This is a genomic window from Hymenobacter psoromatis, from assembly GCA_001596155.1.
Lineage (GTDB): Bacteria > Bacteroidota > Bacteroidia > Cytophagales > Hymenobacteraceae > Hymenobacter.
In genome coordinates this window covers 4,839,391-4,862,396 of sequence record CP014771.1, presented here as the reverse complement: position 1 = coordinate 4,862,396, position 23,006 = coordinate 4,839,391, and the positions used below count along the sequence as shown (strand labels likewise).

Annotated in this window: 17 protein-coding genes; 8 read left to right on the top strand and 9 right to left on the bottom strand. The window is 63.2% G+C overall.

All coding sequences use genetic code 11. The features are described from left to right. Positions 1–171 precede the first annotated feature (171 nt). The gene (locus A0257_20640; protein ID AMR29266.1) at positions 172–849 is read left to right on the top strand and encodes a hypothetical protein; all 678 of its coding nucleotides are present in this window, start codon (positions 172–174) and stop codon (positions 847–849) included. Positions 850–872: 23 nt separating this feature from the next. On the opposite strand, the gene A0257_20635 is transcribed toward A0257_20640, so the two are convergent. The 4 genes from A0257_20635 to A0257_20620 form a co-directional block, all read right to left on the bottom strand. Further along, positions 873–1,301, bottom strand: a complete 429-nt coding sequence (locus A0257_20635) for a hypothetical protein (protein AMR29265.1) — start codon at positions 1,299–1,301, stop codon at positions 873–875. Positions 1,302–1,364: 63 nt separating this feature from the next. Further along, positions 1,365–2,261 carry a hypothetical protein gene (locus A0257_20630; GenBank protein ID AMR29264.1) on the bottom strand — a complete coding sequence of 299 codons (897 nt, stop codon included), beginning with the start codon at positions 2,259–2,261 and terminating at the stop codon, positions 1,365–1,367. A gap of 193 nt (positions 2,262–2,454) precedes the next feature. Next, positions 2,455–3,255, bottom strand: a complete 801-nt coding sequence (locus A0257_20625) for a DeoR family transcriptional regulator (protein AMR29263.1) — start codon at positions 3,253–3,255, stop codon at positions 2,455–2,457. Between the two features lie 211 nt (positions 3,256–3,466). Then, positions 3,467–5,224 carry a mannose-6-phosphate isomerase gene (locus A0257_20620; GenBank protein AMR29262.1) on the bottom strand — a complete coding sequence of 586 codons (1,758 nt, stop codon included), beginning with the start codon at positions 5,222–5,224 and terminating at the stop codon, positions 3,467–3,469. Between the two features lie 304 nt (positions 5,225–5,528). On the opposite strand from A0257_20620, the gene A0257_20615 reads away from it, so the two are divergent. After that, the gene (locus tag A0257_20615) at positions 5,529–7,901 is read left to right on the top strand and encodes a hypothetical protein (protein ID AMR29261.1); all 2,373 of its coding nucleotides are present in this window, start codon (positions 5,529–5,531) and stop codon (positions 7,899–7,901) included. Between the two features lie 145 nt (positions 7,902–8,046). Here A0257_20615 and A0257_20610 read toward each other — a convergent pair whose 3' ends face one another. After that, entirely contained in the window at positions 8,047–9,498 is a 1,452-nt protein-coding gene (locus A0257_20610; protein AMR29260.1) for a hypothetical protein, read from the bottom strand. 182 nt (positions 9,499–9,680) lie between these two features. Here A0257_20610 and A0257_20605 point away from each other — a divergent pair, with 182 nt between their 5' ends. Beyond that, positions 9,681–11,591, top strand: a complete 1,911-nt coding sequence (locus A0257_20605; protein ID AMR29259.1) for a signal transduction protein — start codon at positions 9,681–9,683, stop codon at positions 11,589–11,591. Between the two features lie 55 nt (positions 11,592–11,646). On the opposite strand, the gene A0257_20600 is transcribed toward A0257_20605, so the two are convergent. From A0257_20600 to A0257_20590, 3 genes are all read right to left on the bottom strand, one after another. Next, entirely contained in the window at positions 11,647–12,033 is a 387-nt protein-coding gene (locus tag A0257_20600) for a hypothetical protein (protein AMR29258.1), read from the bottom strand. A gap of 5 nt (positions 12,034–12,038) precedes the next feature. Then, a complete protein-coding gene (locus A0257_20595) occupies positions 12,039–12,230 on the bottom strand; it encodes a hypothetical protein (GenBank protein AMR29257.1) in 192 nt (63 codons plus the stop codon). Positions 12,231–12,364: 134 nt separating this feature from the next. Beyond that, the gene (locus tag A0257_20590) at positions 12,365–13,405 is read right to left on the bottom strand and encodes a hypothetical protein (protein ID AMR29256.1); all 1,041 of its coding nucleotides are present in this window, start codon (positions 13,403–13,405) and stop codon (positions 12,365–12,367) included. Positions 13,406–13,601: 196 nt separating this feature from the next. Between A0257_20590 and A0257_20585 the strand changes: the two genes are divergently transcribed. The 5 genes from A0257_20585 (at position 13,602) to A0257_20565 (ending at position 21,739) form a co-directional block, all read left to right on the top strand. Next, positions 13,602–16,928: a hypothetical protein gene (locus A0257_20585; GenBank protein ID AMR29255.1), complete on the top strand. Its 3,327-nt coding sequence runs from the start codon at positions 13,602–13,604 to the stop codon at positions 16,926–16,928. 158 nt (positions 16,929–17,086) lie between these two features. Further along, positions 17,087–17,497, top strand: coding sequence for a transcriptional regulator (locus tag A0257_20580; GenBank protein ID AMR29254.1), 411 nt, complete (start codon positions 17,087–17,089; stop codon positions 17,495–17,497). Continuing rightward, positions 17,484–19,088 (top strand): hypothetical protein, encoded by a 1,605-nt coding sequence (locus tag A0257_20575; protein ID AMR29253.1) that lies wholly within the window; start codon positions 17,484–17,486, stop codon positions 19,086–19,088. Before A0257_20580 ends, A0257_20575 begins: the two co-directional genes overlap by 14 nt. Before the next feature lie 126 nt (positions 19,089–19,214). After that, positions 19,215–21,032: a hypothetical protein gene (locus A0257_20570; GenBank protein ID AMR29252.1), complete on the top strand. Its 1,818-nt coding sequence runs from the start codon at positions 19,215–19,217 to the stop codon at positions 21,030–21,032. 41 nt (positions 21,033–21,073) lie between these two features. After that, positions 21,074–21,739: a hypothetical protein gene (locus tag A0257_20565; protein ID AMR29251.1), complete on the top strand. Its 666-nt coding sequence runs from the start codon at positions 21,074–21,076 to the stop codon at positions 21,737–21,739. 222 nt (positions 21,740–21,961) lie between these two features. On the opposite strand, the gene A0257_20560 is transcribed toward A0257_20565, so the two are convergent. After that, positions 21,962–22,957, bottom strand: coding sequence for an L-glyceraldehyde 3-phosphate reductase (locus A0257_20560; GenBank protein AMR29250.1), 996 nt, complete (start codon positions 22,955–22,957; stop codon positions 21,962–21,964). Between the last annotated feature and the right edge of the window lie 49 nt (positions 22,958–23,006).

Genomic DNA, 23,006 nt, shown 5'->3' with positions numbered 1-23,006 from the left:
GCGTCTCAGCCCCATAGCGCAACTGATTTTAGCTTCTAAAGCCCCATAAACACCTTTTTTTGCTGGTTAATATTCTATCAAATCACTCGGAAATCGCGTCCTAAGCAGTACGCAGTGGCTCGCTGAGTAATTGCTCACTGTTGCCTGGTCGTTGCGCGCTACTTTTGTTAGGTGCCCGAGTACTTGCTTTTCGTTGATACCGAAACGTCGGGCCTGCCCGCCGATTGGCGGCGGCCCTACGCCGAACCCGGCGCGTGGCCGCACGTGGCGCAGGTGGCCTGGCTCGTGTATACGGCCGCGGGCGAATTAGTGAAGACGGAAAACTACTACATCAAGCCCAGCGATTACGACCTCACGCCCGCTTCGATGCAGGTGCATGGCCTCACGCTGGCCTTTTTGCACGAGCACGGCCAGGCCCGCCGCCCCGTGATGCAGCGTCTCCAAGACGATTTATTATACTATAAACCCCTGGTAGTGGGGCACTTCATCGAGCTGGATTACCACATGGTGGGCGTCAGCTTTCACCGGGCGGGGCTGGATAACGCGCTGCTGGGGCTGCCCACCTTCTGCACCATGCGCCTCACCAAGCGCTTCTGGCAGCCCTTGCAGCAGCAGTATCTGCGCCTGGCCGATTTGTACCAGCGCCAGTTCAACCGGCCGATGGGCAAGCAGCACGACGCCCTGGCCGATGCCGAGGCCACCGCGCAGTGCTTTTTCGAGCTGCGCCGCACCGGCGACATTGACGCCGAAACTCTGGCCAGCCAGCCCGCGCTGCAACCGCCGCCTACCCACGCCGCGCTGGCCGCCGCCCGCCGGCCGTTCTGGAAATACTGGCTGGGGATGATTTGAGGGGGTAGGCCCTACCCCCTCCCCTACTGCCAGGTGCGCTCAATTTCCTCCAGCGTGCGGCCTTTGGTTTCGGGCACGGCGCGCCACACGAACACGAACGTGCAGGCCGACAACACCGCGTAGAGCCCGAACGCGCCAGCCAGCCCGGCGGCTTTTACTAGCGAGAGGAAGGTAAAGGAAATGACCGTGCAGGCTATCCACAGCGCCACCGTGGCCACCGAGGCGGCCCGGCCGCGCACGGCGGTGGGAAAAATTTCGGTAATGACGACCCACACGCCCGGCCCCAGCTCCACGGCGAAGCAGGCCATGTAACCCATAATCAAACCCAGCAGCCACGGCCCCGGCGCGTGCAATCGCAAGGCCACCACCAGCGCCCCCAGCGCCAGCGCCATGCCGCCTGACGCCAGCAGCAGCGGCTTGCGCCCTACCCTATCAATCACGAACAGGGCCACGACGGTGCCCGCGAAGTTGATGCCGCCAATCAGCGCGTTGGCCCCGATGGCGGAGGATGCGCTTTACCCGCTGTGCTCAGTGAAAATAATGGAGCCGTAGTACAGAATAGTATTAATGCCCGTCACCTGCTGCAACACCGCCAGTACCACCGCAATGCGCAGCGGCCGCCGCAGGCGCGGCTGAAACAGGCTGGTGGACTCATCGCGCTCGGCGGCCAGCGCGGCGTGGATTTCGGTGGCCTCGGCGGCGGCGGCGGCCGGGCCGTTGAGGCGGGTAAGGGTGCGCAGGGCTTCGGCCTCGCGGCCCTGGCCCAGCAGCCAGCGCGGGCTTTCGGGCACGAGCAGCAGCGCGAACATGAATAGCGCCGAGGGCAGCGCCGCCGAGGCGAACATCCAGCGCCACGCCACCAGCCCCAGGTCGGCCAGGTAGTAGCTGGTGACGTAGGCCAATAAAATTCCCGTCACGATGGCCAGCTGATTGAGCGTCACCAGCTTGCCGCGAATGGGTGCCGGCGCAACTTCGGCAATGTAGAGCGGGGCCAGCAAGGAGGCCACGCCAATGGCGAGGCCGCCCACCAGCCGGGCCACCACAAATTCGGGGAGCGTGCGCGGCCCCGCCGCCGCCAGCGAGGAAAGCGTGAACAGCTGCGCCGCCCCAAACAGCCGCCGCCGCCGCCCGTAGCGGTCGGTGAGCCAGCCGGCCACCGCCGCCCCCACCACCGCGCCGAACAGAATGCTGCTGGCCGCCAACTCGGTCTGCGTGTCGTTCAGCCCAAAGTCTTTTTTCAGAAACACCAGCGCGCCGTTGATGATGGCCGTATCGAAGCCGAACAGCAGCCCGCCCAGCGCCGCTACCGCCGCAATCAGGTACACGTAGCCGGTAGAGCCAGCCGCGGCCGAGAAGGCCGCCGGGCCGGCCGGCTCGCGGGACAGAGGGCCGGGCGAATGAGAAGCAGGCATGGGTGGGAATGGGTGGTGAATGGTTTTATTCAGCGTTTACAAGAGCTGTCATGCTGAGCGAAGCGGAGCGTAGTTGAAGCATCTCTACCGCTTTATCCACGCCGTTCAACGATGCGGTAGAGATGCTTCGACTACGCTCCGCTTCGCTCAGCATGACGACCTTTTTTATTCTTTGAAACCCCATCAAATACTCTCAAACCACCAGCACCTCCATACCCATTTCCCGAAAAGGCGCGAGCTGCGCCGCCGTAGCGCCCGAGTCGGTGATGAGCTGATGGACCTCGGCCGTGGGGCAGATGAGGGCGGTGGCTACGGTGCCGAGCTTGGTGTGGTCGGCCACCACGATGCGCCGCCGGGCTTGCCGCAGCATCACCTGAATGACGGCCGCCTCTTCGGGGTGCAGAGAGGTCAGGCCCTTCTGCGCGTCAATGCCATCGACGCCGATGAAGACTTTATCCACGAAAAACTGGCTCAGGGCCTGCGCGGTGGCCGCGCCGACCAGCGAAAACCAGCCCCCGGTGAGGAAGCCGCCGGCCACGAACACCCGCACGTCGTCGCGCTGGCTCAGCTCCATTGCCACGTTCACGGTATTGGTTACGACCGTCACGTTGGCCCCCGGCCGCAGGCTGCGGGTTACCTGCGTGGTGGTGGTGCCGGCGGTGAGCGAGATGGTTTCGCCGGGCTCAATAAGCGCCGCCGCGGCCAGTCCGATGCGGCGCTTCTCGGCCAGGTTGCGGTCCATCTGCTCGTGAAAGCTGGAGTCGTAGCGAAACGGCTCGTATAGCAGCGGCTCAATCGGCACGGCCCCGCCGTGGGTGCGCCGCAGGCGGCCGCGCTGCTCCAATTCCACCAAGTCGCGCCGCACGGTGGCTACCGACACGTCGAACTGCTCGGCCAGCTCATCCACGGTGACGGTACCGGTGTGCAGCAGCTTTTCGACGATGGTTTGGGCGCGGGCGGCGGCGGGGTTTTCGGGGGGTAGGAGGTTGTTCATGAGTGGTTAATTTAAATCGTTTTGCATAGTCGCCCTCCGCGTTCACCTCACCCCCTAGCCCCCTCTCCTGCGGAGAGGGGGAACTAGTTTTTAGTTTTAAACTACTAGCTTTTAAATTTTTAGAGCTAGTAGTTAGATTTAGAGCTAGTCCCCCCTCTCCACGGGAGAGGGGGCTAGGGGGTGAGGTGAATGCGGAGGGCGACCCCTAACATCACGTCCGCACATACGCCTTCAGCGTGGCGCACTCCCTACCCTCCGCCGGCCCATGAGGCCGAATAGTATACTCCCCGACCACGGCCGGCACAATAAACGTTTCGGCATAATGCACCACGAACGGCGCGAACGCGCCGGTCGGGCTTTCCACTACGGCTTCCGCGCCCTGCACCAGGTTGAGCACGTTGACGCCGCCACCCGTGTGGTGCGGCACGGGGCCGGTGAACCAGTGGCGGCGCGTTTCGATGAATTCGCGCTCGTGCAGGCCGGTGCGCTCCTCGCACCAGCCCGCGCCCTGGGCCACGGGCTCCAGCGCATTCACCAGGTGGCGCGCTACCCAGGCGGTGGTGCGCTCGGGCTGAATATTGGCCGCCCCGTGGGCCAGGTGAATGGGCCGGGGCCGGCCGTCCAGGCCCAGGCGGTTCCAGTCCCAGAGCTTGAAGGTGAAAATGAAGGGGGTAGCCGAAATTTCCAGCACCATACTTCCCGCCCCGGAACAGTGAATGGTGCCGGCCGGAATCAGAAAGTGGTCGTGCTTACGGGCCGGAAACTGCTGCGCGTAGCGCTCGGCTGGGAAGGGCTGGGCGGGGTCTTGCTGCGCCCGTTCTAAATCAGCCAGCATGGCTTGATAATCAACATCTTCCTGCAAACCCAGATACACCATCGCGTCCGGCTCGGCATCGAGCATATAATAGCTTTCATCCTGCGTGTAGGGTAGGCCGAAGTGGTCGAAAGCGTACTCGGTGAGCGGATGCACTTGCAGCGAGAGGTTGCCGCCGCCCACGGTGTCGAGCAGGTCGAAGCGGATGGGAAACTCGGTGCCGAAACGGGCATGAACGGCCTCGCCCAGCAGCTCGCGGGGGTGGGTAAACACGAGGTCAATACTCGGGATTTCGACCCGCGCCGCGCCGAAACCCAGCAGCAGGCTGTTTTCCTCGGGCACGCAGTCGAAGCACCACGCGTAGTTGGCGGGGCCGGCGGGCAGGTCGCACACCTCGCGCATCCACTGCCCGCCCCAGGGGCCGGGGTCGAAAAACGGCACCACCCGAAACGGCCGCCGCGCCGTCGCCGCCAGCCCGGCCCGCAAGTCGGCCCCGGTAATGAGCTTGGGTTGCGCGGGGTCGTGGGCATCGAGCAGAAAATCGGCGCGGGGCAGGGCTTGCTTCTTGAGCCGGTCGGCGGCCCGCCAATCCACGAAAAAGGCCCGCTTGTACTTCAGGCTAGCTTTTTCGGCGAAATTCTCGCTGCCTAGGTTGGCGATTTCGCCGCGTCGCTGCCGCAGTTGGATTTCCCAGCGGGCTAGGTCAGCATACACCAATAGGTCGGGGGTAGGGCAGATAAGCGTGGCCCCAGTCCCTAGAATTACTATCAGGCCGCTATCGGCTTGGCGCAGCTGCTGCTGAGCCGCTTGCAGCTTATTGGGGTCAAAAAAATTGGCCACCATCAGCCCATTGAGCCGGCCAAATACCGGGTCGTAGGTGAGCGGGCCGGCTACCATCGCGTCAATCTCGGCCGGGGGGCGGTACAGCGACTCGGCCACCACCCAGTGGGCTTGGGGGGGTAGGGCCGGCTTCAATTCCCGGCGCAGACGCGCCAGGTCGGTGCCGGGGTAGCACTCGATGGCCAGCACAGCCGGGCCGAAGGGGGGTAGGGCCGCCCGCAACACCGCGCCGATGGCCGCCCAACCGAGGTGGCAAGCGTCGGCCCCGGCGGCTACCGACACGAAGGGGTATTTATCGTAATTCGAGCGACGCATAGAATCAAGGCAAGGCCGTATTGGCTAGCTACCGCAAATATTGATGTTAAAAATGTTTGTTTACTACTAAAGTGAGCAAAATAATTTTTTATTTGACTGAAATAATCGTTTATTTTGCTCTAATTCTGGTATTTCAACCAAAAAAGCAAGGGCGGCCCTACCCCCCTTAACCTGGCGAATGAATTGAGCCGGCCGGTTGCCCTTATCTCTACGCCCTATTTCCATGACTACACCGGACTGCTCCTCTCACACCCAAACTGCTGTTCATCAGCATTATGCACCCAGGCTACTACTCGCTTGCCTGTTGGCTCTGCTGGCCCTACCGCTGCTGGCTCCGGCCCAGGCGCGGTGGAAGGGACCGGCGGCAACAGCCACTAAGGCATCTGCCAAGCAGCCGGTTGATTACGTCAACGTATTCACGGGCACTTCCAACTCGCGCTGGGCGCTGTTTCCGGGGCCGACAGTGCCGTTTGGCATGGTCAAGCTCAGCCCCAACAACCAGGGGCAGGTGTGGACGGCCGGCTACGAGTACACGGTGAGCAGCATTTCGGGCTTCAGCCACCTGCACGCCTTCGGCCTGAGCGGCCTGAGCGTGATGCCCGCCACCGGCCATCTGGAAAATCTCAACCAGACCAAAACCTACCTCGGCGAACCCGACGGCCCCTTCGGCACGATGTGGACCGCCGGCTACCGCTCGCGCTTCGACAAGCGCACCGAGCACGCCGCGCCCGGCTACTATGGCGTGGAGTTGATTGACGCCCGCACCAAAGCCGAGCTGACGGCCACCACCCGCACCGGCTGGCTGCGCTTCACCTTCCCCGAAACCGGCAACCGCCAGGGCGACGAAAACACCAGCGGCCCGGCCCGCATTCTGTTCGATTTTGACTTTCCGACCGAGGAGCAGGTGGCCATCCAGAAGGTGCAGGTGCGTCAGGTAAGTCCCACGGAATTAGAAGGCTCCATCCAACAAAAGAGCGGCTACCCCGACCAGTACACGGTGTACTTCGTGACGCAGCTGAGCAAGGCCGCCGACAGCCTCAGCAGCTGGCAGACGCCGCCCTACACGGGCACGGCTACCACCTACGGCACCGCGTTTCGCAACCCGGCCACCATCCACAACAATATCAAGGAGTTTGAGGGCAAAGACGACTGCGGCGTGTGGCTCTCGTTTCATACCAAGGCGGGCGAGCAGGTGGTGATGAAGTCGGGTATTTCCTTCGTGAGCGTGGCGCAGGCGCGGCTTAATCTGGAGACCGAAATCAAGTCCTACGGCTTCAATTTCGACGCCGTGGCCGCCGCCGGCCGCCGCGAGTGGAACGAGCTATTGGGCCGGGTGGAAGTGACGGGCTGGAGCGAAGCCCACAAGGAGACGTTCTACACCAACCTCTACCGCGCCTACACCGGCCGCGCCATTATGAGCAACGTGAACGGGCAGTATACCGACGCCTGCGAGAAAACCCAGCAGCTTACCGCCCCCGCCGATGCCGCCTACAGCAGCGACTCGTTCTGGGGCACGCAGTGGAACCTGACGCCGCTGATGACGCTGCTCACGCCCGCCAAGGCCAACTCCTGGGTCAATTCCTTTCTGGCGCTCTATGACACGGGTGGCTGGATACCCGACGCGCCGGTGGGCCTGGAATACTCGCCCGTGATGGGCGCGCAACACCACAAGGCGCTGATAGTAAGTAGCTACCAAAAAGGCATCCGGGATTTTGACGTGAACAAAGCCTGGGCCGCCACCAAGCACGACCTCACCACGCCCGGCCAGGACATGCCCTGCGGGGGCTACGCCGGCAACCGCCAGCTGGGGCCGTATCTGCACTATGGCTACGTGCCCGATGAGGACGGGGCCTCGTCCAACACCCTCGAATATGCCTATGATGACTACGTGGCCGGGCAGTTTGCGCAGGCCCTGGGCAAAACCGACGACCAGGCGTATTTCGCCAAGCGGGCGCTGTCTTATAAAAATCAGTTTGACCCGCAAACCGGCTACATGCGCCGCCGCAAACGCGACGGCAGCTGGGTGTCGCCGGTTGATAACCACAAATTCGGCACCGTGGGCGACTGGAACTCCTCGGGCTGGATGGAGGGCACGGCCTGGATTTACTCCTTCTTCGTGCCTCAGGACGTGCCCGAGCTGGTACGCATGGTAGGGCCGGAGCGTTTCAACCAGCGGCTGGAAGAAGGCTTTGCCGAAGGCTACGTGGACCTCAGCAACCAGCCCAATTTGCAAGCCCCGTTCCTGTTCAACTACTCGGGCAAGCCCTGGCTCACGCAGAAATACACCCGCTACGTGCTGCACAAGTTCTACAACAACTCGCCCCTGAGCGGCTGGGTAGGCGAGGAAGACGAGGGCCAGCTTTCCTCCTTCTACGTGCTGCTGGCGATGGGCCTCTTCGAGATGGACGGTGGCACCGCCGTGCGCCCCACCTATGACCTCAGCAGCCCGCTCTTCAGCCGCGTAGTGCTGCACCTTGATAAGAAATATTACGGTGGGCGCACCTTCACCATCGAGGCCAAAGACAACTCCGAAACCAACGTTTATATTCAATCCGCTACCCTCAACGGGCAGCCTTTGGACCGGCCGCTGCTGGCGCACGCCGACCTGGTAAAGGGCGGGAAGCTAGTGCTGCAAATGGGGCCGCAGCCGAACCAGAATTGGGGGGTAGGGCGGTAGCGGCGCGACCGGCTTACCTCACCCCCCGGCCCCCTCTCCCGTGGAGAGGGGGAGCCGCGGCGGCGCGGACCTGAATCGTTCGGCTCCCCCTCTCCACGGGAGAGGGGGCCGGGGGTGAGGTGACCCGCGGAGGGCGAAACCATCCCTAATACACCTTCACCTCCCACACCCCCGCCCGCGGCCCGCCCGTGCGCTGCGTCAGCTGCACGCGCACGTACCGGGCCTTAGTAGCAGGCAACGTCACGGTAAGCGGTGAGGCCAGGGCCGGCGTGCTGGGTTGGCGGCCGGCCGGGGTCCAGGTGCGGTTATCATTAGAGGTAAGTACCTCAAACTGATACGTATAAATCGGGTATTCGGGGTAGATGGCGACTTCCTTCACCGGCTTGGCGGTGCCCAGGTCCACGGTGAGCCAGGCGGTGGGGCCGGGCTTGCTAATCCAGAGCGTACCGTTGTTTTCGTCGGTGGCGTAGCTGGCCTTAGTTTTGGGGTCGAGGTCGCCGGAACTGGTGGTGGGGGCGCGGTAGGCCAGGTTTTTGCGCGGCGGCACTGGCCCCAGGGCCCCTACCCCAATGTGCGTAGTCACCACGCGCTGAATGGAACCGTCGGGATTATAGAGGAGCTTATCGGCGGCAACCTGGCGCAGCTTGGCGGAGATGTTATACTCGTTCACCGTGTTGAAGCGGTGGTAGATGATGTACATGTCCGCGCCTTTGTGCAGCAGGGTGTGGTGGCCAGTGGAGAAGATGGTGGCGTCGGTGGTGTTGGTGCCTAGGATGGGGCGCATCAGGCCCTCGGTCCAGGGGCCGAAGGGGGTAGGGCCGGTGGAATAACGCACCTGGTAGGTCTTGTCCCAGGTGTGGCCCCAGGAGTAGGAAAAGTAGTATTGGCCGTCGCGCTTGTGCAGGTAGGGCGCTTCAAAGTAGTGCGGCGGCGTCACGTCGCGCGGCACGCCGTCGAAGGTTATCATGTCAGGCTTGAGCTTCACGGCCAGGCAGCGGCCCTCAATATCGAAGTCGGAATGCGACGAGCCCCAGTAGAGATACGCCTGACCATCGTCATCAATAAAGCACTCGGCATCAATGGTTTCGACGAAGAAAAACGACTTGTGCCGAATGAGCGGCCCGCCATCGGGGCGGGCGTTGCGCCAGGGGCCGAGCAGCGCGTCGGCCACGCCCACCCAGATTTCCTCACCGATGGACACGTACATGTAGAACTTGCCGTTAGGCGCTTTCACCACGCTGGGGGCCCACACGCCGGCGGTTTGCGAAGTCGAGCTGGTACACAGCGCCTTGGTGGGCCAGTTCAGGTACTGGCACTGCCAATTTACAAAATCGGTGGAGGTCCAGGCCGCCATCCGGTTGATGCCGTTCCAGTCGGTCAGGTCGCTGGTGGCGTAGAGGTAGTAAGTGCCTTTGTCCTCAATGATGGTCGGGTCGGCGTAGTAGCCGGGCAGCAGCGGGTTGCCGTTGCCGGGGGCGTTGAAGGGCTTGTCGGGATGGTGCCAGAGCCGCAGCACCGACGAGTCGGCCGGCGTTTGGGCGCGGGCGCGGGCGGAGCCGGCCAGCAGCGCGGTTAGGAAGAATAGGAAGGTTTTCATTTGGAAGACAAGGTAGCGGACTGGAGTTTGGGCCAATGGGCTTTTCGCAGCGTTTTCTGGGCAGTTGGGGTGATTTTTAGGTTGCCTTATCCGGTCGCCCTCCCCGGCTCACCCCACCCCCTACCCTTCTCCTTCGCGCCGCCCGCCCGTACTTGCCGCCAATTCCTGCTTATTTATTCAATATGGAAAACCGCCTGGCTTTTCTACGCACCGTTGAGCCCTTCAACCTCCTACCCCCCGAGGTGCTGGAGGAGGTGGCCGCGCTGCTGCACGAGGTGACGCACCCCCGCGAGGCCGTCATCTACCGGCAGGGCGAAACCAAGCTGCGCGGCGTGGATTTAATCATCGAGGGTGGCTACGACACGTTTTTCTTCGATGGCCAGCAGGCGCGGCGGCTGCCCGAAACCTACGGCCCCGGCGCGTGCTACGGCGGCGTGTCGGTGCTGCTTAACAAAAAGCGCTCCTTGCGCACGGTGCAGGCGCGGGCCGGCACGCGGGTTTATTTCCTGCACCGCAGCAGCTTTCGGGGCCTGTGCCTGGGCTGCGAGGCGTTTTTTCACTACTTCACCAGCCGCTACGGCCGACTGATGCTCAATGCCGAGTACGCCGAGCTGGTGCACCCCGGCCCGCAGGCTGCCCAGAATTTCATTGCCGCCGATGAGCTGTACTCGCGCCGCATGGGCAGCGTGGAGCTACGCGCCGTGCTGGCCTGCCCCGGCCCTACCCCCACCCACGAGGTGGCGCGGCTCATGGCCAAGGCGCGTACCAGCTGCTACTTCGTGCTCGCTGAAAACGACGAAAAAATAGCCGGCTACGTCACCGACATTACCCTGCGCGACAAAGTGGTGGCGAGCCTCGGCGATGCGCGCCTGCCCATCAGCACCTACCTCGACGCCCCTACCCGCTCGGTGAGCAGCGAAGCCTTTATTTATGAAGCGCTGCTATTGATGTTTCGGACCAAGACGCGCTACCTGCTGGTGGAAGGCGCACCGGGCGAATACCAGGGCTTTATCTCGCGCAATAAGCTGCTGGCCGAGGTGGCGCAGTCGCCGTTTCTGTTTATTCAGGGCGTGAAGCAGGCCGTGTCGTTGCGCGAGCTGCGGCGCAACTGGCAGAAGGTGCCCGACATCGTATCGCAGCTGCTGGAGCGCGGCGTGAAATCCGAAATCGTGAACCAGGTTATCACGACCGTGGCCGATACGATTGCCCTCAAAGTCATTGAGGACGTGATAAAAGAGCTGGGGCCGCCGCCGGCGCGGTTCGTGTTCATGGTGCTCGGCTCGGAGGGTAGGCAGGAGCAAACCCTGCTCACGGACCAGGACAACGCCATTATTTACGAAGACAAGGCCAACGAGCAGCGCGAGCTGGTGCGCGACTATTTCCTACGCTTCGCCACCGAAGTATCGGACCGCCTCAACGAGATTGGCTTCAGCTTCTGCGAGGGCGGCTTCATGGCCAAAAACCCCAAGTGGACCCACTCGCTCTCGCACTGGAAGCGCAACTACACGGAGTGGCTGCACGAGTCGAACCCCGAAAACGTGATGCGCTTCGCCGCCTTTTTTGACATCCGCTATCTGTATGGCGAGGCCGGAATCCTGGACGAGCTGCACGATTTTCTGGATACGGAGTTGCAAAAGCCGCTCGACCGCTTCCTGCACTACATGGCCACCAACGCCGTGCAGTACGAGCCGCCGCTCACGTTTTTCAACAACATCCGCACCTTCGCCGTGGGCGAGCAGCAGGTGGTGAACCTCAAGAAAATCATGTCGCCCATCGTGGATGCGGTGCGGGTTTTCGCGCTCAAAAACCGCGTATTTGCCACCAACACCGGCCAGCGCCTGGCGGCCCTGCGCCAGCTCGGCGTCTTCACCGAAAAAGAATATCAGGAGCTGCTGCAATCATATTATTACCTCATGGGGATGCGCCTGAAAAAGCAGGCCGCCCAGATGATGCACGACAAGCTACCCCCCGATAATTACCTGGACCCCAAAAATTTAACCAAAGTAGAGCGCGTAACGCTGAAGGAGATTTTCAAGGTTATCGCCGATTTTCAGTTGAAAATCAAAGTGAATTTTGCCAAGATGCTAAGCTGATGCTTTATAAGCCGTTAGCTTTTTTGTTGAACGGCACTAACAGCTTAACTATGGACTACTGCACTACGCCCACGCCGTAGAGGTGAAACTTACCATCTGACGTGAGCACCGGCAAATTTTCCGTCAGGGCCTGCGCGATAATCAGCAAGTCGAACGGGTCGCCGTGGTCTTTCACTTTGGGCAGCGTAGCGATGCGTAATAAGTGGCTTTGCTTAATGGTCAGCAACCCGATTTTCTGCTGCGCCCTGAGCCGACCAGTCGCATCTTCCAGCGATATGCCACTCAGGTCCAGCTTGCCCAGCCTTACCTTAATTGCCATTTCCCAGATACTAGCCGGGCTGATAACCAACTCATTCGTAACGTCTGTAAGCACCTGCTGATAGCTCGGCCGCAGGGCCTCAAAATCGGTAATACCTACTATAAAGGCATTCGTATCGAGCAAGTATCTCATTTGCCGCTCGGCCAGTTCTTTGGGCGGTCGTGCTCGTCAAAAAAATCGGGATGCACAATGAGCTTTCCTTTCAGAAAATTAGGAATAAAATTAGACTTTTTCTCTGGCTTTTTGGGCGCGGGCTTCGGGGCCGCGCCGCCTTTGGCGGGGGCCACTTTCTTTTTGGGGCTGGGGGCGGGGGCAGGCATAATACTAGGAGGTGAGTTTGAGTAAAGATATGGCGGCCCGGCTTCGCTTAGTTGCCTTATCTGGAGCCTGCTTTTAAGCAGGGCTTAGAAAAAAACTACTTTTCCTTACGAGCGTAGCAGAGATAGTCATTTCCCTACCCCCCTCTTTGCGACGAATCCCGCACTATTAGCTTAGGCTTGAGGACGATGCCGCGGGGCGTGCTGGCCTTGTGGTCGGGGGTAGGGAGCATTTTTTGGAGCAGCTGCACGGCGGTGCGGCCCATTTGCTCGCAGCGCTGGTCCACGGTGGTAAGGGCGGGCTCGGTGAGCTGGGTAAACACCTCGTTGCTGAAGCCAGCGATGGCTACGTCTTCGGGCACCCGGAAACCCAGTTTCTTGGCCACCTGCATGGCCCCTACGGCGGCTAAGTCGTTGGAGCTAAACACGCCATCGGGGCGGCGGGCCGGCGAGAGGCGTAGCAGGCCGCGCATGGCGGCGGCCCCGCCCTGCTGGCTCAGCTCGCAGAAGGCCACGAGGCGCGGGTCGGGCGCGAGGCCGTGGGCGGTCAGGGCGTCGAGGTAGCCCTGGTGGCGGTTTTGGTGGATGTTAACGTGCAGCGGACCAGTGAAATGCGCGATGCGGCGGCAGCCCTGCTCAATAAGGTGCTCCACGACCTGGTAGGCCCCAAGGTAGTCGTTGAGCGTGACCGACGTTACGTGCTGGCCCTTAAATCCCTGCACCAGGCGGTCGAAAAACACGAGTGGCACGCCCTGCTGGCGCACGGCCTCAAAGTGCTCAAAATCAGTGGTCGTATCGGAAAGCGAGAGCAGGATACCGGCCACCTGCGCGCCCATCAGCAGCTCGATAATCTGCTTTTCCTGCTCGGCGTTTTCGTTCGATTGGCAAATCATGACGTTGAAGCCCGCCGCGCTGGCCTCGCTGGCGATGCCGTGGATGACTTCGGGAAAAAAATAACCCGTGATGTGCGGCACGATGACGCCCAGCGTGTTGCTGCGGCCGCGGCGCAGGCCGGCGGCCAGTGGGTTGGGCTGGTAGTGCAGCTCTTTGGCCAGCGCCCGCACCCGCGCTTTGGTGGCCGCGCTCACGTCGTGGTGGTCGGCCAGGGCGCGCGAAATAGTGGAAGGCGACAAGCCCAACGCTTTGGCCAGGTCGGTAATGGAGGCGCGACGATTCATGGGGCAGCGGGAAAAAGCGGAAGCGTAACGAGCAATAACAACTGCAAAGATGGGGTTTAGGGTTTCTAGTAACGGGTGAGTGCTCTGGCAATAAGTGGCTGGCGGCTAAATTGCACTTAACTACGTAGGCAGCCGAACGCCCGGCCCGCGGCGGGTGTTGCGGGCCTACATTAACCCGGCTACCGTAGCTTGCCGTATGAAGTCGTTTCCCCTCTGGCGCGTGCTGGGTGTTGGTTTTTTGCTTCTGCTGCTGGCCCTGGGGCTGGCGGGCTGGCTGGTGTATAGCCGCTATGCCCAGCCCTACGTGAAGCAACTCGTGCGCGAGCAGCTGACCCGCAACTCGGAGCTGGTGCTGGACCCGTTTGAGGTGGAATTTTCGGTGTGGCACGACTTTCCGCACCTCACGGCCTCGCTCGGGCACCTTACGCTGCGCGACAGCTCGCACCACCGCACGCTGCCCGTGCTGCGCCTGGGCCGCGCCGACCTGCGCCTGAACCTGCGCGCGCTGCTGCACCACCGGGTGGAGGTGACGCGCCTCACGCTGCGCGACGTGGCCATTGGCCAGCGCGTCGATTCGCTGGGCCGCACCTGGGGCCTGCGCGGCAAAAAGCACGCGGCCAACAGCGCGCCGCCGACTATTGACCTGGCGCTGGACTCCATTATCATTCACAATTTTGGAATTTTTACCCGCAACGATTTTACCCACAGCGTGTTGCGGGGGCGTATTTACCAGGCCCGCGTGTCGGCTTCGCTGCACCAGGGCGTGCTGGCGGTGCGGGGGCGCTTTGGGGGGCGGCTGGTGCAGCTGCGCAACCGCAGCGGCGACCTGCTGACCAATGAGCCGGTGCAGGCCTGGCTCAACTACCGCTATGATTTTGGGCAGCGGCAGGGCACGTTTTTCAACACCCGCGCCACGCTCAATGGCGACACGATTCACGTGAGCGGCACGCACACGGCGGCGGTGGCGGTGGGCGGCGACCCGCCCGCCGGCACGGTGCTTAACCTGCGCTTTGCCGGCAATCAGCCGCTACTGGATGTGCTGCACGCCGCCCTACCCCCCTCGCTGCGCCCGATGCTCACCGGGGCAACCAGCCCCAGCAAAGCCCATATTGAGTACCTGATGTCGGGCTTGAGCGGGCCTAAGGTGCGGCCGCGCGTGGTGCTGCACTTTGGGATGCGCAGCGCGCGCATTCAGTGGCCCGACTCGGCGCGGCGCATCGACCGCTGGGATTTGCAGGGCACCTACGACAACGGCCCGGCCCACCTGCCCCAGACGATGTCCTTCAACCTGAGCCAGTGCCGCATCTACTCGCCGTCGGGCCTGCTCGACATGGCTTTTCTGCTGCGCGATTTTCGGCGGCCGGTGGTGCAGGGCCGGCTGCATGGGCGCACCGAGCTGCCTGCTCTGGCCGCGCTGCTGGGCACCCACGGCCGCTGGCACGCCCAGCGGGGCACCGCCGACCTCGACGTGCGCCTGCGGGGCCTGCTGCCCGCGATGGGGCCGCACCACCGGGGCGATTTTCGCCGCAACATGTCGATACGCGGCGTGGCTACGTTGCGTAACGCGGTGTTTGAGCGGGTGGGCCATCCCGGTGACTTGCGCAATCTCAACGTGCGCATTGGCCTGAATGACAGCGTGTGGCACCTTTCTCACGCCTCGGGGGTGCTGGCGGGCATGAAGTTCAGCGCCTCGGCCACCACCACGTATCTGCTCGATTATTTCACGGGCCAGCACCCGACCACCACTATCGCGGGCAGCTTTGCGGTGGATGAGCTGGACCTGGGCAGCCTGCGGCAGCTGTTGCAGCCCGCGCCGCTGCTGGCCCCGGCCGCTGGCCCTACCCCCCCTCGCTCTCCCGGTCACCGCGCTCCGCGCTCGCTCGAAGCCAAGCGGCGCATTGCCACCACGCTGGGCAGCCACCTCATTCCCAGCGGCATGCACCTCGACGTGGCCCTGCGCTGCGGCCGGCTGGCGCTGGCCACCGACACCCTGCGCGAGCTGGCCGTGCGCATCCGCCACGATGGTGAGCGCGTGCGGCTAACCGGCATCCAGGGCAGGCTTTGGGACGGGAGCGTGCGCGGCGAGGCGCAGTGGCCCACCGACTCGGCCAACCGGGTGGTGCCGGTGGTGTATAACCTTGATTTTCGGTTCGATACACTTAATTACAAAGCCTTGCTGGAGCGGCTGTCGCGGCCGCCGCGGCACTCGGCCAAGTCGCCGGGCAGCCCCGCCATTCGGGAGCTGCTGCTGGCCGCCAATGGCAAGATTAACTACGAAATCAACCGCCTGATACTGCCCAACGGCGACAACGTGCGCGACCTGCGCCTGCGCTTCGACAAAAACGGCTCGCAGCTCAATCTGCCTTACCTCTACTTTATGGCGCCGCAGGGGGGGGTAGGCAGCGGCTCGGCCACGGCGGAGGTGCAGGGCCTGCGCATTGTGAAGGCCAATGCCAACCTCTCCCTGCGCTACCCCACCCTCGACGTGCCGCAGCTGCTGCGGATGCTGGCCAGCGTGGCCCCGCCCCGCACCGACTCGGCGGCCGCGGCCGCCCGGCGCACGCTGCGGGCGGCCCGGCGCGCCGCCCGCCAGGGCAACGGCGTTGGGCCGCCCGCAGCGCCCGGCTCGCTGCTCACGAGCGGCCGCTTCACGGCGCTGTTGCGCGTGGAGGCCGACCAGGTGCGCTACGCCGCCGTGCAGGGCTCGCAGTTTCGGCTGGAGACGCGCTTGCAGGAGGGCGAGGCCATCCTCGACGACTGCACCGTGAACACGCTGGGCGGCCGCGTCACGCTGCGCGGGCACCTCGTCACCAACGCCGGCCGCCAGCACCATCCCTTGCAGGTGCAGGCGCTGCTCGAAGACATTCAGCTGCCCGAGCTGTTTGGCACAGCCACGGCCATGAAGCTCAACGTGCTGGAACGCAGCAACATTCAGGGTACTTTGCGCTGCGCCGCCGCCCTGCGCACCGACCTCGATGATAAGTTTCTGCCCAATCTCGACAACACCAACGGCTACCTCAAGGCCGACCTGCGCGAGTTGGAATTGGTGAACGTGGAAATGCTGGAGGAAACGTTTAAACTCTTCAAAAAACGCACCGGGCACTTGTTTTTCGAGCCCGTCAGCACCGAGTTCGTGCTGAGCCGGGGTCAGCTGCTCATCCCGAATTTGCGCCTGAACAGCAACCTGACCGAGCTGCAGGTGAGCGGCCGCTACGACCTGGATGGCCGCGCCGACCTCTACGTGGGCCTCAACGTGCTGCACGCCCTCACCGGCAACAACGACAAGCGCGTGGCCCGCATCCAGGCCGGCGACCCCGTGCGCCGCCGCCGCGCCCCGCTCACCTACGTGAACCTGAGCCGCGACGCGCCCCACACCAAATACCGCGTCAAGCTTTTCCAAAAGCAGGAGCAGCGCCAGGCCCAGGCCGACATACGCAAGCAGTTTCGCCAGCTCATCATCACCCAGCGCCTCGACACCACGCTGCGCCTGCTGCCCGGCGCACCGCTCGTCGTGTCGCCGTGAGGCAATGGGTAGTTGGTAGTCCATCATCGCGAGCCTAGGGGGTGAGTCCTGATTTTAAACCAGCAAGGGTTATTACGAATTTATTCGTAATAACCCTTGCTGGTTTAAAATCAGCTACTATCTTTGCATTACGAATAAATTCGTAATGACTCTTTGTTATGGCTGACGACCCTCTTACCAAGCCCACCGAGGCAGAACTGGAGATTCTGCAAGTACTCTGGCAGCACGGCCCCCAAACGGTTCGCTTCGTGAACGACGAGCTGAACCGCCGCCGGGAAGTGGGCTACACCACGACCCTCAAGTGGCTGCAACTAATGCTGGAAAAAGGGCTGGTGCTGCGCGAGGGTAGCAAGCCGCACATCTACCGGCCGGCCGTGCGCGAAGAGGAAACCCAGGGCCAGCTGCTCGACCGCTTCGTGGAGGCCGCCTTCGGCGGCTCGGCCCTGAAGCTGGTGCTGCGGGCGCTGGGCCGCCCCCGCACCTCGCGGGAGGAAATGGACCAGATTCGGGAGGTGCTCCGGCAGCTGGATGAAGAGGACTTAGCCGCCGACGCCGATGCCCACGCTTGACCACCTGTTGGCCCCGGCCCTGTTGCGGGCCCTGGGCTTCACGCTGCTGCATTCGCTGTGGCAGGGCACCGGGCTGGGGCTGGGGGTAGCCCTGCTGCGGGGGCTGCTGCGGGGGCAGGCGGCCCTGGTGCGCTACCGCCTGGTTGCCGTGGCGCTGGCCACGCTGGTGGGGCTGGCAGCCGTCACGTTTGCTCACTATTACCAGCAAGCGCCGGCCCCGGCAGCTTCGACCGCGGCGCACTTCGTGTCGCAGCCAACTTACGCGGCGCTGAAGCTTCGGCAGCAGGCGGCGGCCCACGCGCTGCCCGGCTGGCGCAGCGGGCTGACTTATCTGGAGCAACACTTGGCGGTGGGGGTAGGACTGTGGCTGCTGGACTTTACCTTGATGCTGGGACGTTTGTTGCTGGCCCTCAGCTACGTGCAGCGGCTGCGCCACCGGGTGAGCCCGGTGCCCGAGGCCTGGCAGCAGGCCCTGGCGCGGCTGGTGGCCCGCGCCGGGCTGGCCCGGCCGGTGGCCCTGCGGGCCTCGGCGCTAGTGCCCTCGCCGCTGGTTATCGGCTACTTCACGCCCGTTATTCTGCTGCCGCTGAGCGTGGCGAGCGGCCTGCGCCCGGCCGAGCTGGAGATGATACTGGCCCACGAGCTGGCCCATATTCTGCGCCGCGACTACCTGTTCAACTTCCTACAAACGCTGGCCGAAACGGTATTTTTCTACCATCCGGCGGTCTGGTTTCTGGCCGCCGTGCTGCACGCCGAGCGTGAAAACTGCTGCGACGACCTGGCCGCGCAGCTCGGCGGCAACCCGCGCCAGCTGGCCCGCGCGCTGGCCGCGCTGGCCGCGCTAACGGCCGGGGCGGCTCCCTTACCCCGCCTCACGCTGGCGGCCGGCGGGCCGCGCGGCTCGCTGCTGGGCCGGGTGCGCCGCCTGGCCTACGGGCGGCCCGCCGCTACGTCGGGCCTGTGGCCGGCCACGCTGGCGCTGCTGGTGCTCAGCCTGGGGCTGGGCGGGCTGCTGCACAGCGCCCAGGCCGCCCGCCGCCCCCACCTCACGCGCACCCGCACCGCCACCACCACCAAGTACGCGCACCTCAATGCTTCCCGCACCGCCCGCCCGGCCCTGGCCGCGTCGGACGATGCCCTGCAACTGATGATACAAAAGCAGCTATTGGCCGATGGCCTGCTCCCCACCACCGATGCGTATGACATAGAATTAACCAGCAAGCAGTTGCTGGTTAATAGCCAGCCGCAGCCGGCCGCGCTGCTGCCCCGCTACCAACGGCTGTATGAGGCCGCAACGGGCCACCTCATGACGGCAACCACCACGTATCGAACCCGCAATGAGGTGACGTACCAGGTGGATTTTTCGGCCACCAAGCCGGCCCCCGAATGCGCCGCCCTGCTGCGCCAACTGCGGCAAGACGACCTGATACCACCCAATGCCCGGTATTTTCAGGTGACCCTGACCAAGGATGGGGTTCTGCTTTTCAACGGCCAGCTGCAGCCGGCCGGCCGCCTGGCAGTGTATAGGCCCCTGCTGCTCTTCCCAAGCTCGGCGGGCTGCACCACCACGATGACTATGAGCCTGCCCTAGTCACAGCGACTCACTTCCGGCTCCCTACCCTCCCCTTACCAGTGACCGTTCGTGCGCTGGCTGGCCCCGGCGTGCCCTGAGCAACCCAACCGCGCCGCTTCTTTTCGCTTCCATTTCGCTTGTTTTATGGCTTTCTTTTCCTCCCGCCGCCTGGGCGCGATGCGCCTCGTTGTGTCAATTTTTTTGGGGTTGTTGCCGGGCTTAATTTTCTCAGCTTTAGCTAAATCCAGTCCGGCACTAAGGTCCGTCAATTCGCCCCGGCAAGCTAACCCGGCCGACACGGTGCGTACTGGCGGCCTCACCGGCCGCCTGCAAAGCCTCGATGGCAAGCCCCTCGAATACGCCAATGTGCTGCTGCTGCGGGCCGCTGACTCAGTGCTAGTTAAAGCGACGCTGAGCGATGCGGAGGGCCAGTTTACACTGGCCAACGTGCTGCCGGGCCGCTACCGGGTGCGGGCGCAGCAGCTGGGCTACCGCGACGGCCGCTCGGCCGTGGTGCGGGTGGCGGGCGGCCCGGCCCTGGCACTGCCGGCGCTGGTGCTGGCCCCCGCCGCGCAGGCGCTGGGCGAAGTGCAGGTAACGGGCCGCAAGCCGGTAATTGAGCGTCAGATAGACCGCTTGGTAGTCAACGTGGACCAGCTACCGGCCGCGGCCGGCGGCAGCGCCTACGACGTGATTAAGAGCACGCCGGGCGTCACGATTTCGGCCACCGATGCCATCGGGATGCAGGGCAAAAGCGGCGTGCTGGTGCTCATCGACGACCGGCCGGTGCGCCTCAGCCCGGACGCGCTGGCCAATATGCTGCGCAACATGCCCGCCGAAAGCATTCAGACGCTAGAAGTCATCACCACGCCCCCGGCCAAATACGATGCCGAGGGCAACGCGGGCATCCTCAACATCCGCACCCGGCAGCGGCAGCAGCCGGGCTGGAACACCGACCTGACGCTGCGCGGGGCGCAGGGCCACTATTCCCGCTACAGCGGCGGGGCGGTGGTGGGCATCAAACGCAAAGCTATTGACTTGAACGGCAGCTACTTCCTGGGCCGCACCCGCTCGTTTGAGGACATTACCCAATACGCTACCCAACGTGCGCCGGGCCAGGCGCTACCCAGCGAACTGCGAGCCACAAGCCACCAGCTGCGTACCGCCCGCTACCACGATGCCAAGGCCCAGCTGGACGTGAAAACCGGCCCCAAATCCAGCGCGGGCCTGGTGGCCAACCTCTATATACTCAACAACCCCGCCGAGGGCACGGGCACCGCCCGCACCTTCAGCGGCGCGCAGCCCACCGACACCACCGTGCAGACCCAGAGCCACTTGGGCAATGCCTCCTACAATTATTCGGTGGATGGCTACTACACCGTGCGGCTCGACTCGGTGGGCAAAACCGTGTCGGTGGATGCCAACTACGCCCGCTTCGGCACCGACCAGCAGCAGGATTTCGCCAACCAGACCGTGGACGAGGCCCGCGCCCAGCCAGTGGGCGGGCCGCAGCAGTTGCGCAGCCAGCTGGCGGGCGGCACGGTCATCCACTCGCTCAAGGCCGATGTAACGCTGCCCTACCCCCACTTCAAGCTGGAAACCGGGGCTAAGTACAGCCGGGTGGATGCCCGCAACGACTTCCGGTTTCAGCGCCAGCAGGGCAGCGACTGGGTGACGGATGCCCAGCGCACCAACCAGTTTGAGTACCAGGAAAACACGCCGCTGCCTACGCCTCGGCCAGCCGCGACTGGGCGAAATTCTCGGCCCAGGTGGGGCTGCGGGCCGAGTACACGCACACGCTGGGCACCTCGCGCACCACCCAGACCAGCCACCGCAACAACTACTTCCAGCTATTCCCGACGGTCTATGCGCAGTACAAGTTCTCGCCGGCCTACCAGCTCAACCTCAGCTACTCGCGCCGCATCGAGCGGCCCGCTTACAGTTCGCTTAACCCGTTTTTGAGCTACCAAAGTTAGTACTTTTCCAACCAAGGCAATCCGTTTTTGCTACCCTCCTTCACCGATGCCGTGGAGTGGACCAACGTTTTCGCCCACGAGCTGAGCGTGGCCCCGTTCTTCAACTACACCCGCCAGTTTGCCTCCGAATACCCGCTGCAAAACCTGGCCACCCGCGAAACCACCTACACCTTCGGCAACCTGGGCTCCTCCTCCAACTACGGCGTCACGGTCATCGCTCCGTTCGCCCTCGGCAAGCGCTGGAAAGTGGACAACAACCTGACTATATATGAGCAAGCTTTCCACTCGACCTACGCCGCCGAGCCGCAGCGCAGCCGCCTTTTTGTATATAACCTGAACGTCACCAATTCCTTTACTATCACGCCCCACCTCACGGCGCAGCTAACGGGCTATTACAATTCGCCCACTATTCAGGGTTTCTACCGCTCCTTATCGTATTACGCTCTCAACGCCGGAGCTACCCTCAAGCTGCTGGATAACAAGGCGATTCTTAGCCTCAGCCTGGCCGATGTGCTCTACACCGAGCGCGGCGCGGCCGACGTACACTACGCCAGCCAGGACTTCGGTTTCTACCGCCGCAACGACACCCGGCTGCTACGCTTCGCCTTCACCTACAAGCTCGGCAACACTGGCCTAGCCCGCAAGAGCCAGCGCGAAGGGGCCGGGCAGGAAGAACGCAACCGAGCCAACTAAGAAACTGCTTATCAGCCTTTGACGAGGCTGTTAAAGAAGCCCTCAACTGCTAGCTTTTGTGTAACCAGCAGGACGTTGTAGATAAGCCAATGTCAACTTATCTTCATGCGACTACTTTAGTACTAAAATTTGCTAAGTATCCGGATTAAAACTTACGCAAAGGGTAGTTTGTCGTGGCAGACAACGCGCAGCCATGACAAACTACCTTTTGCGTAAGTGCTGTCATTTCAAAATCTCCTCCACCCGCGCCAGTTCCTCAGCGCTGAAATTCAACTTCTTCAAGCTGCCCACCGCATCAGTTACCTGGCTCGGCTTGCTGGCGCCGATGAGCACGGACGTAATGCGCGGGTCCTTGAGTATCCAGGCCAGGGCGAGTTGCGCCAGGGTTTGGCCGCGCTGCTTCGCCAGGTCGTTGAGTTGGCGGGCTTTTTCCAGGTTTTCGGGAGTTAAAGCATCGGCTTCGATGGCCCCGTTGCCGAGGTGGCGACCCACGCGCGAATCATCGGGCACGCCTTGTAAGTACTTGTCGGTCAATAGTCCCTGGGCCAGGGGCGAGAACGGAATGCAGCCTACCCCTTCTTCGGCCAGCACGTCGAGCAGACCGTTTTCCGCGTCGCGCACCAGCATCGAGTACTTGGGCTGATGAATGAGGCAGGGCGTGCCTAATTCCCGCAAAATGGCGCAGGCGCGGCGCGTCTCGTCGGGCGAGTAGCTGGAAATACCCACGTACAGGGCCTTGCCCTGACGCACCAGCGCGTCGAGCGCGCCCATGCTTTCTTCGAGCGGCGTGGCGGGGTCGGGCCGGTGGTGGTAGTAGATGTCCACGTAGTCGAGGCCCATGCGGCGCAGGCTCTGGTCGAGGCTGGCCATCAAATACTTGCGCGAGCCCAGGTCGCCGTAGGGGCCGGGCCACATGCCCCAGCCGGCCTTGGTGGAGATAACCAGCTCGTCGCGGTAGGCCCTAAAATCAGTCTTCAATAGTTGCCCAAGCGTGCTTTCGGCCGCGCCGGGCGGCGGGCCGTAGTTGTTGGCCAAATCGAAGTGCGTGATGCCCGCGTCGAAGGCCGTGCGCAGGATTTCCCGGCAGTTGGCCAGCGCGTCCACTTCGCCGAAATTATGCCACAGGCCCAGCGACACGGCCGGCAATTGGAGGCCGCTATTTCCGCAGCGGCGGTATTCCATCGCCTCGTAGCGGGCGGGGTTGGGTTGGTAGGTCATTGTTGGTAAGGGGGTAATGGAGCTAGTTCGTCATTGCGAGCAAAGCGAA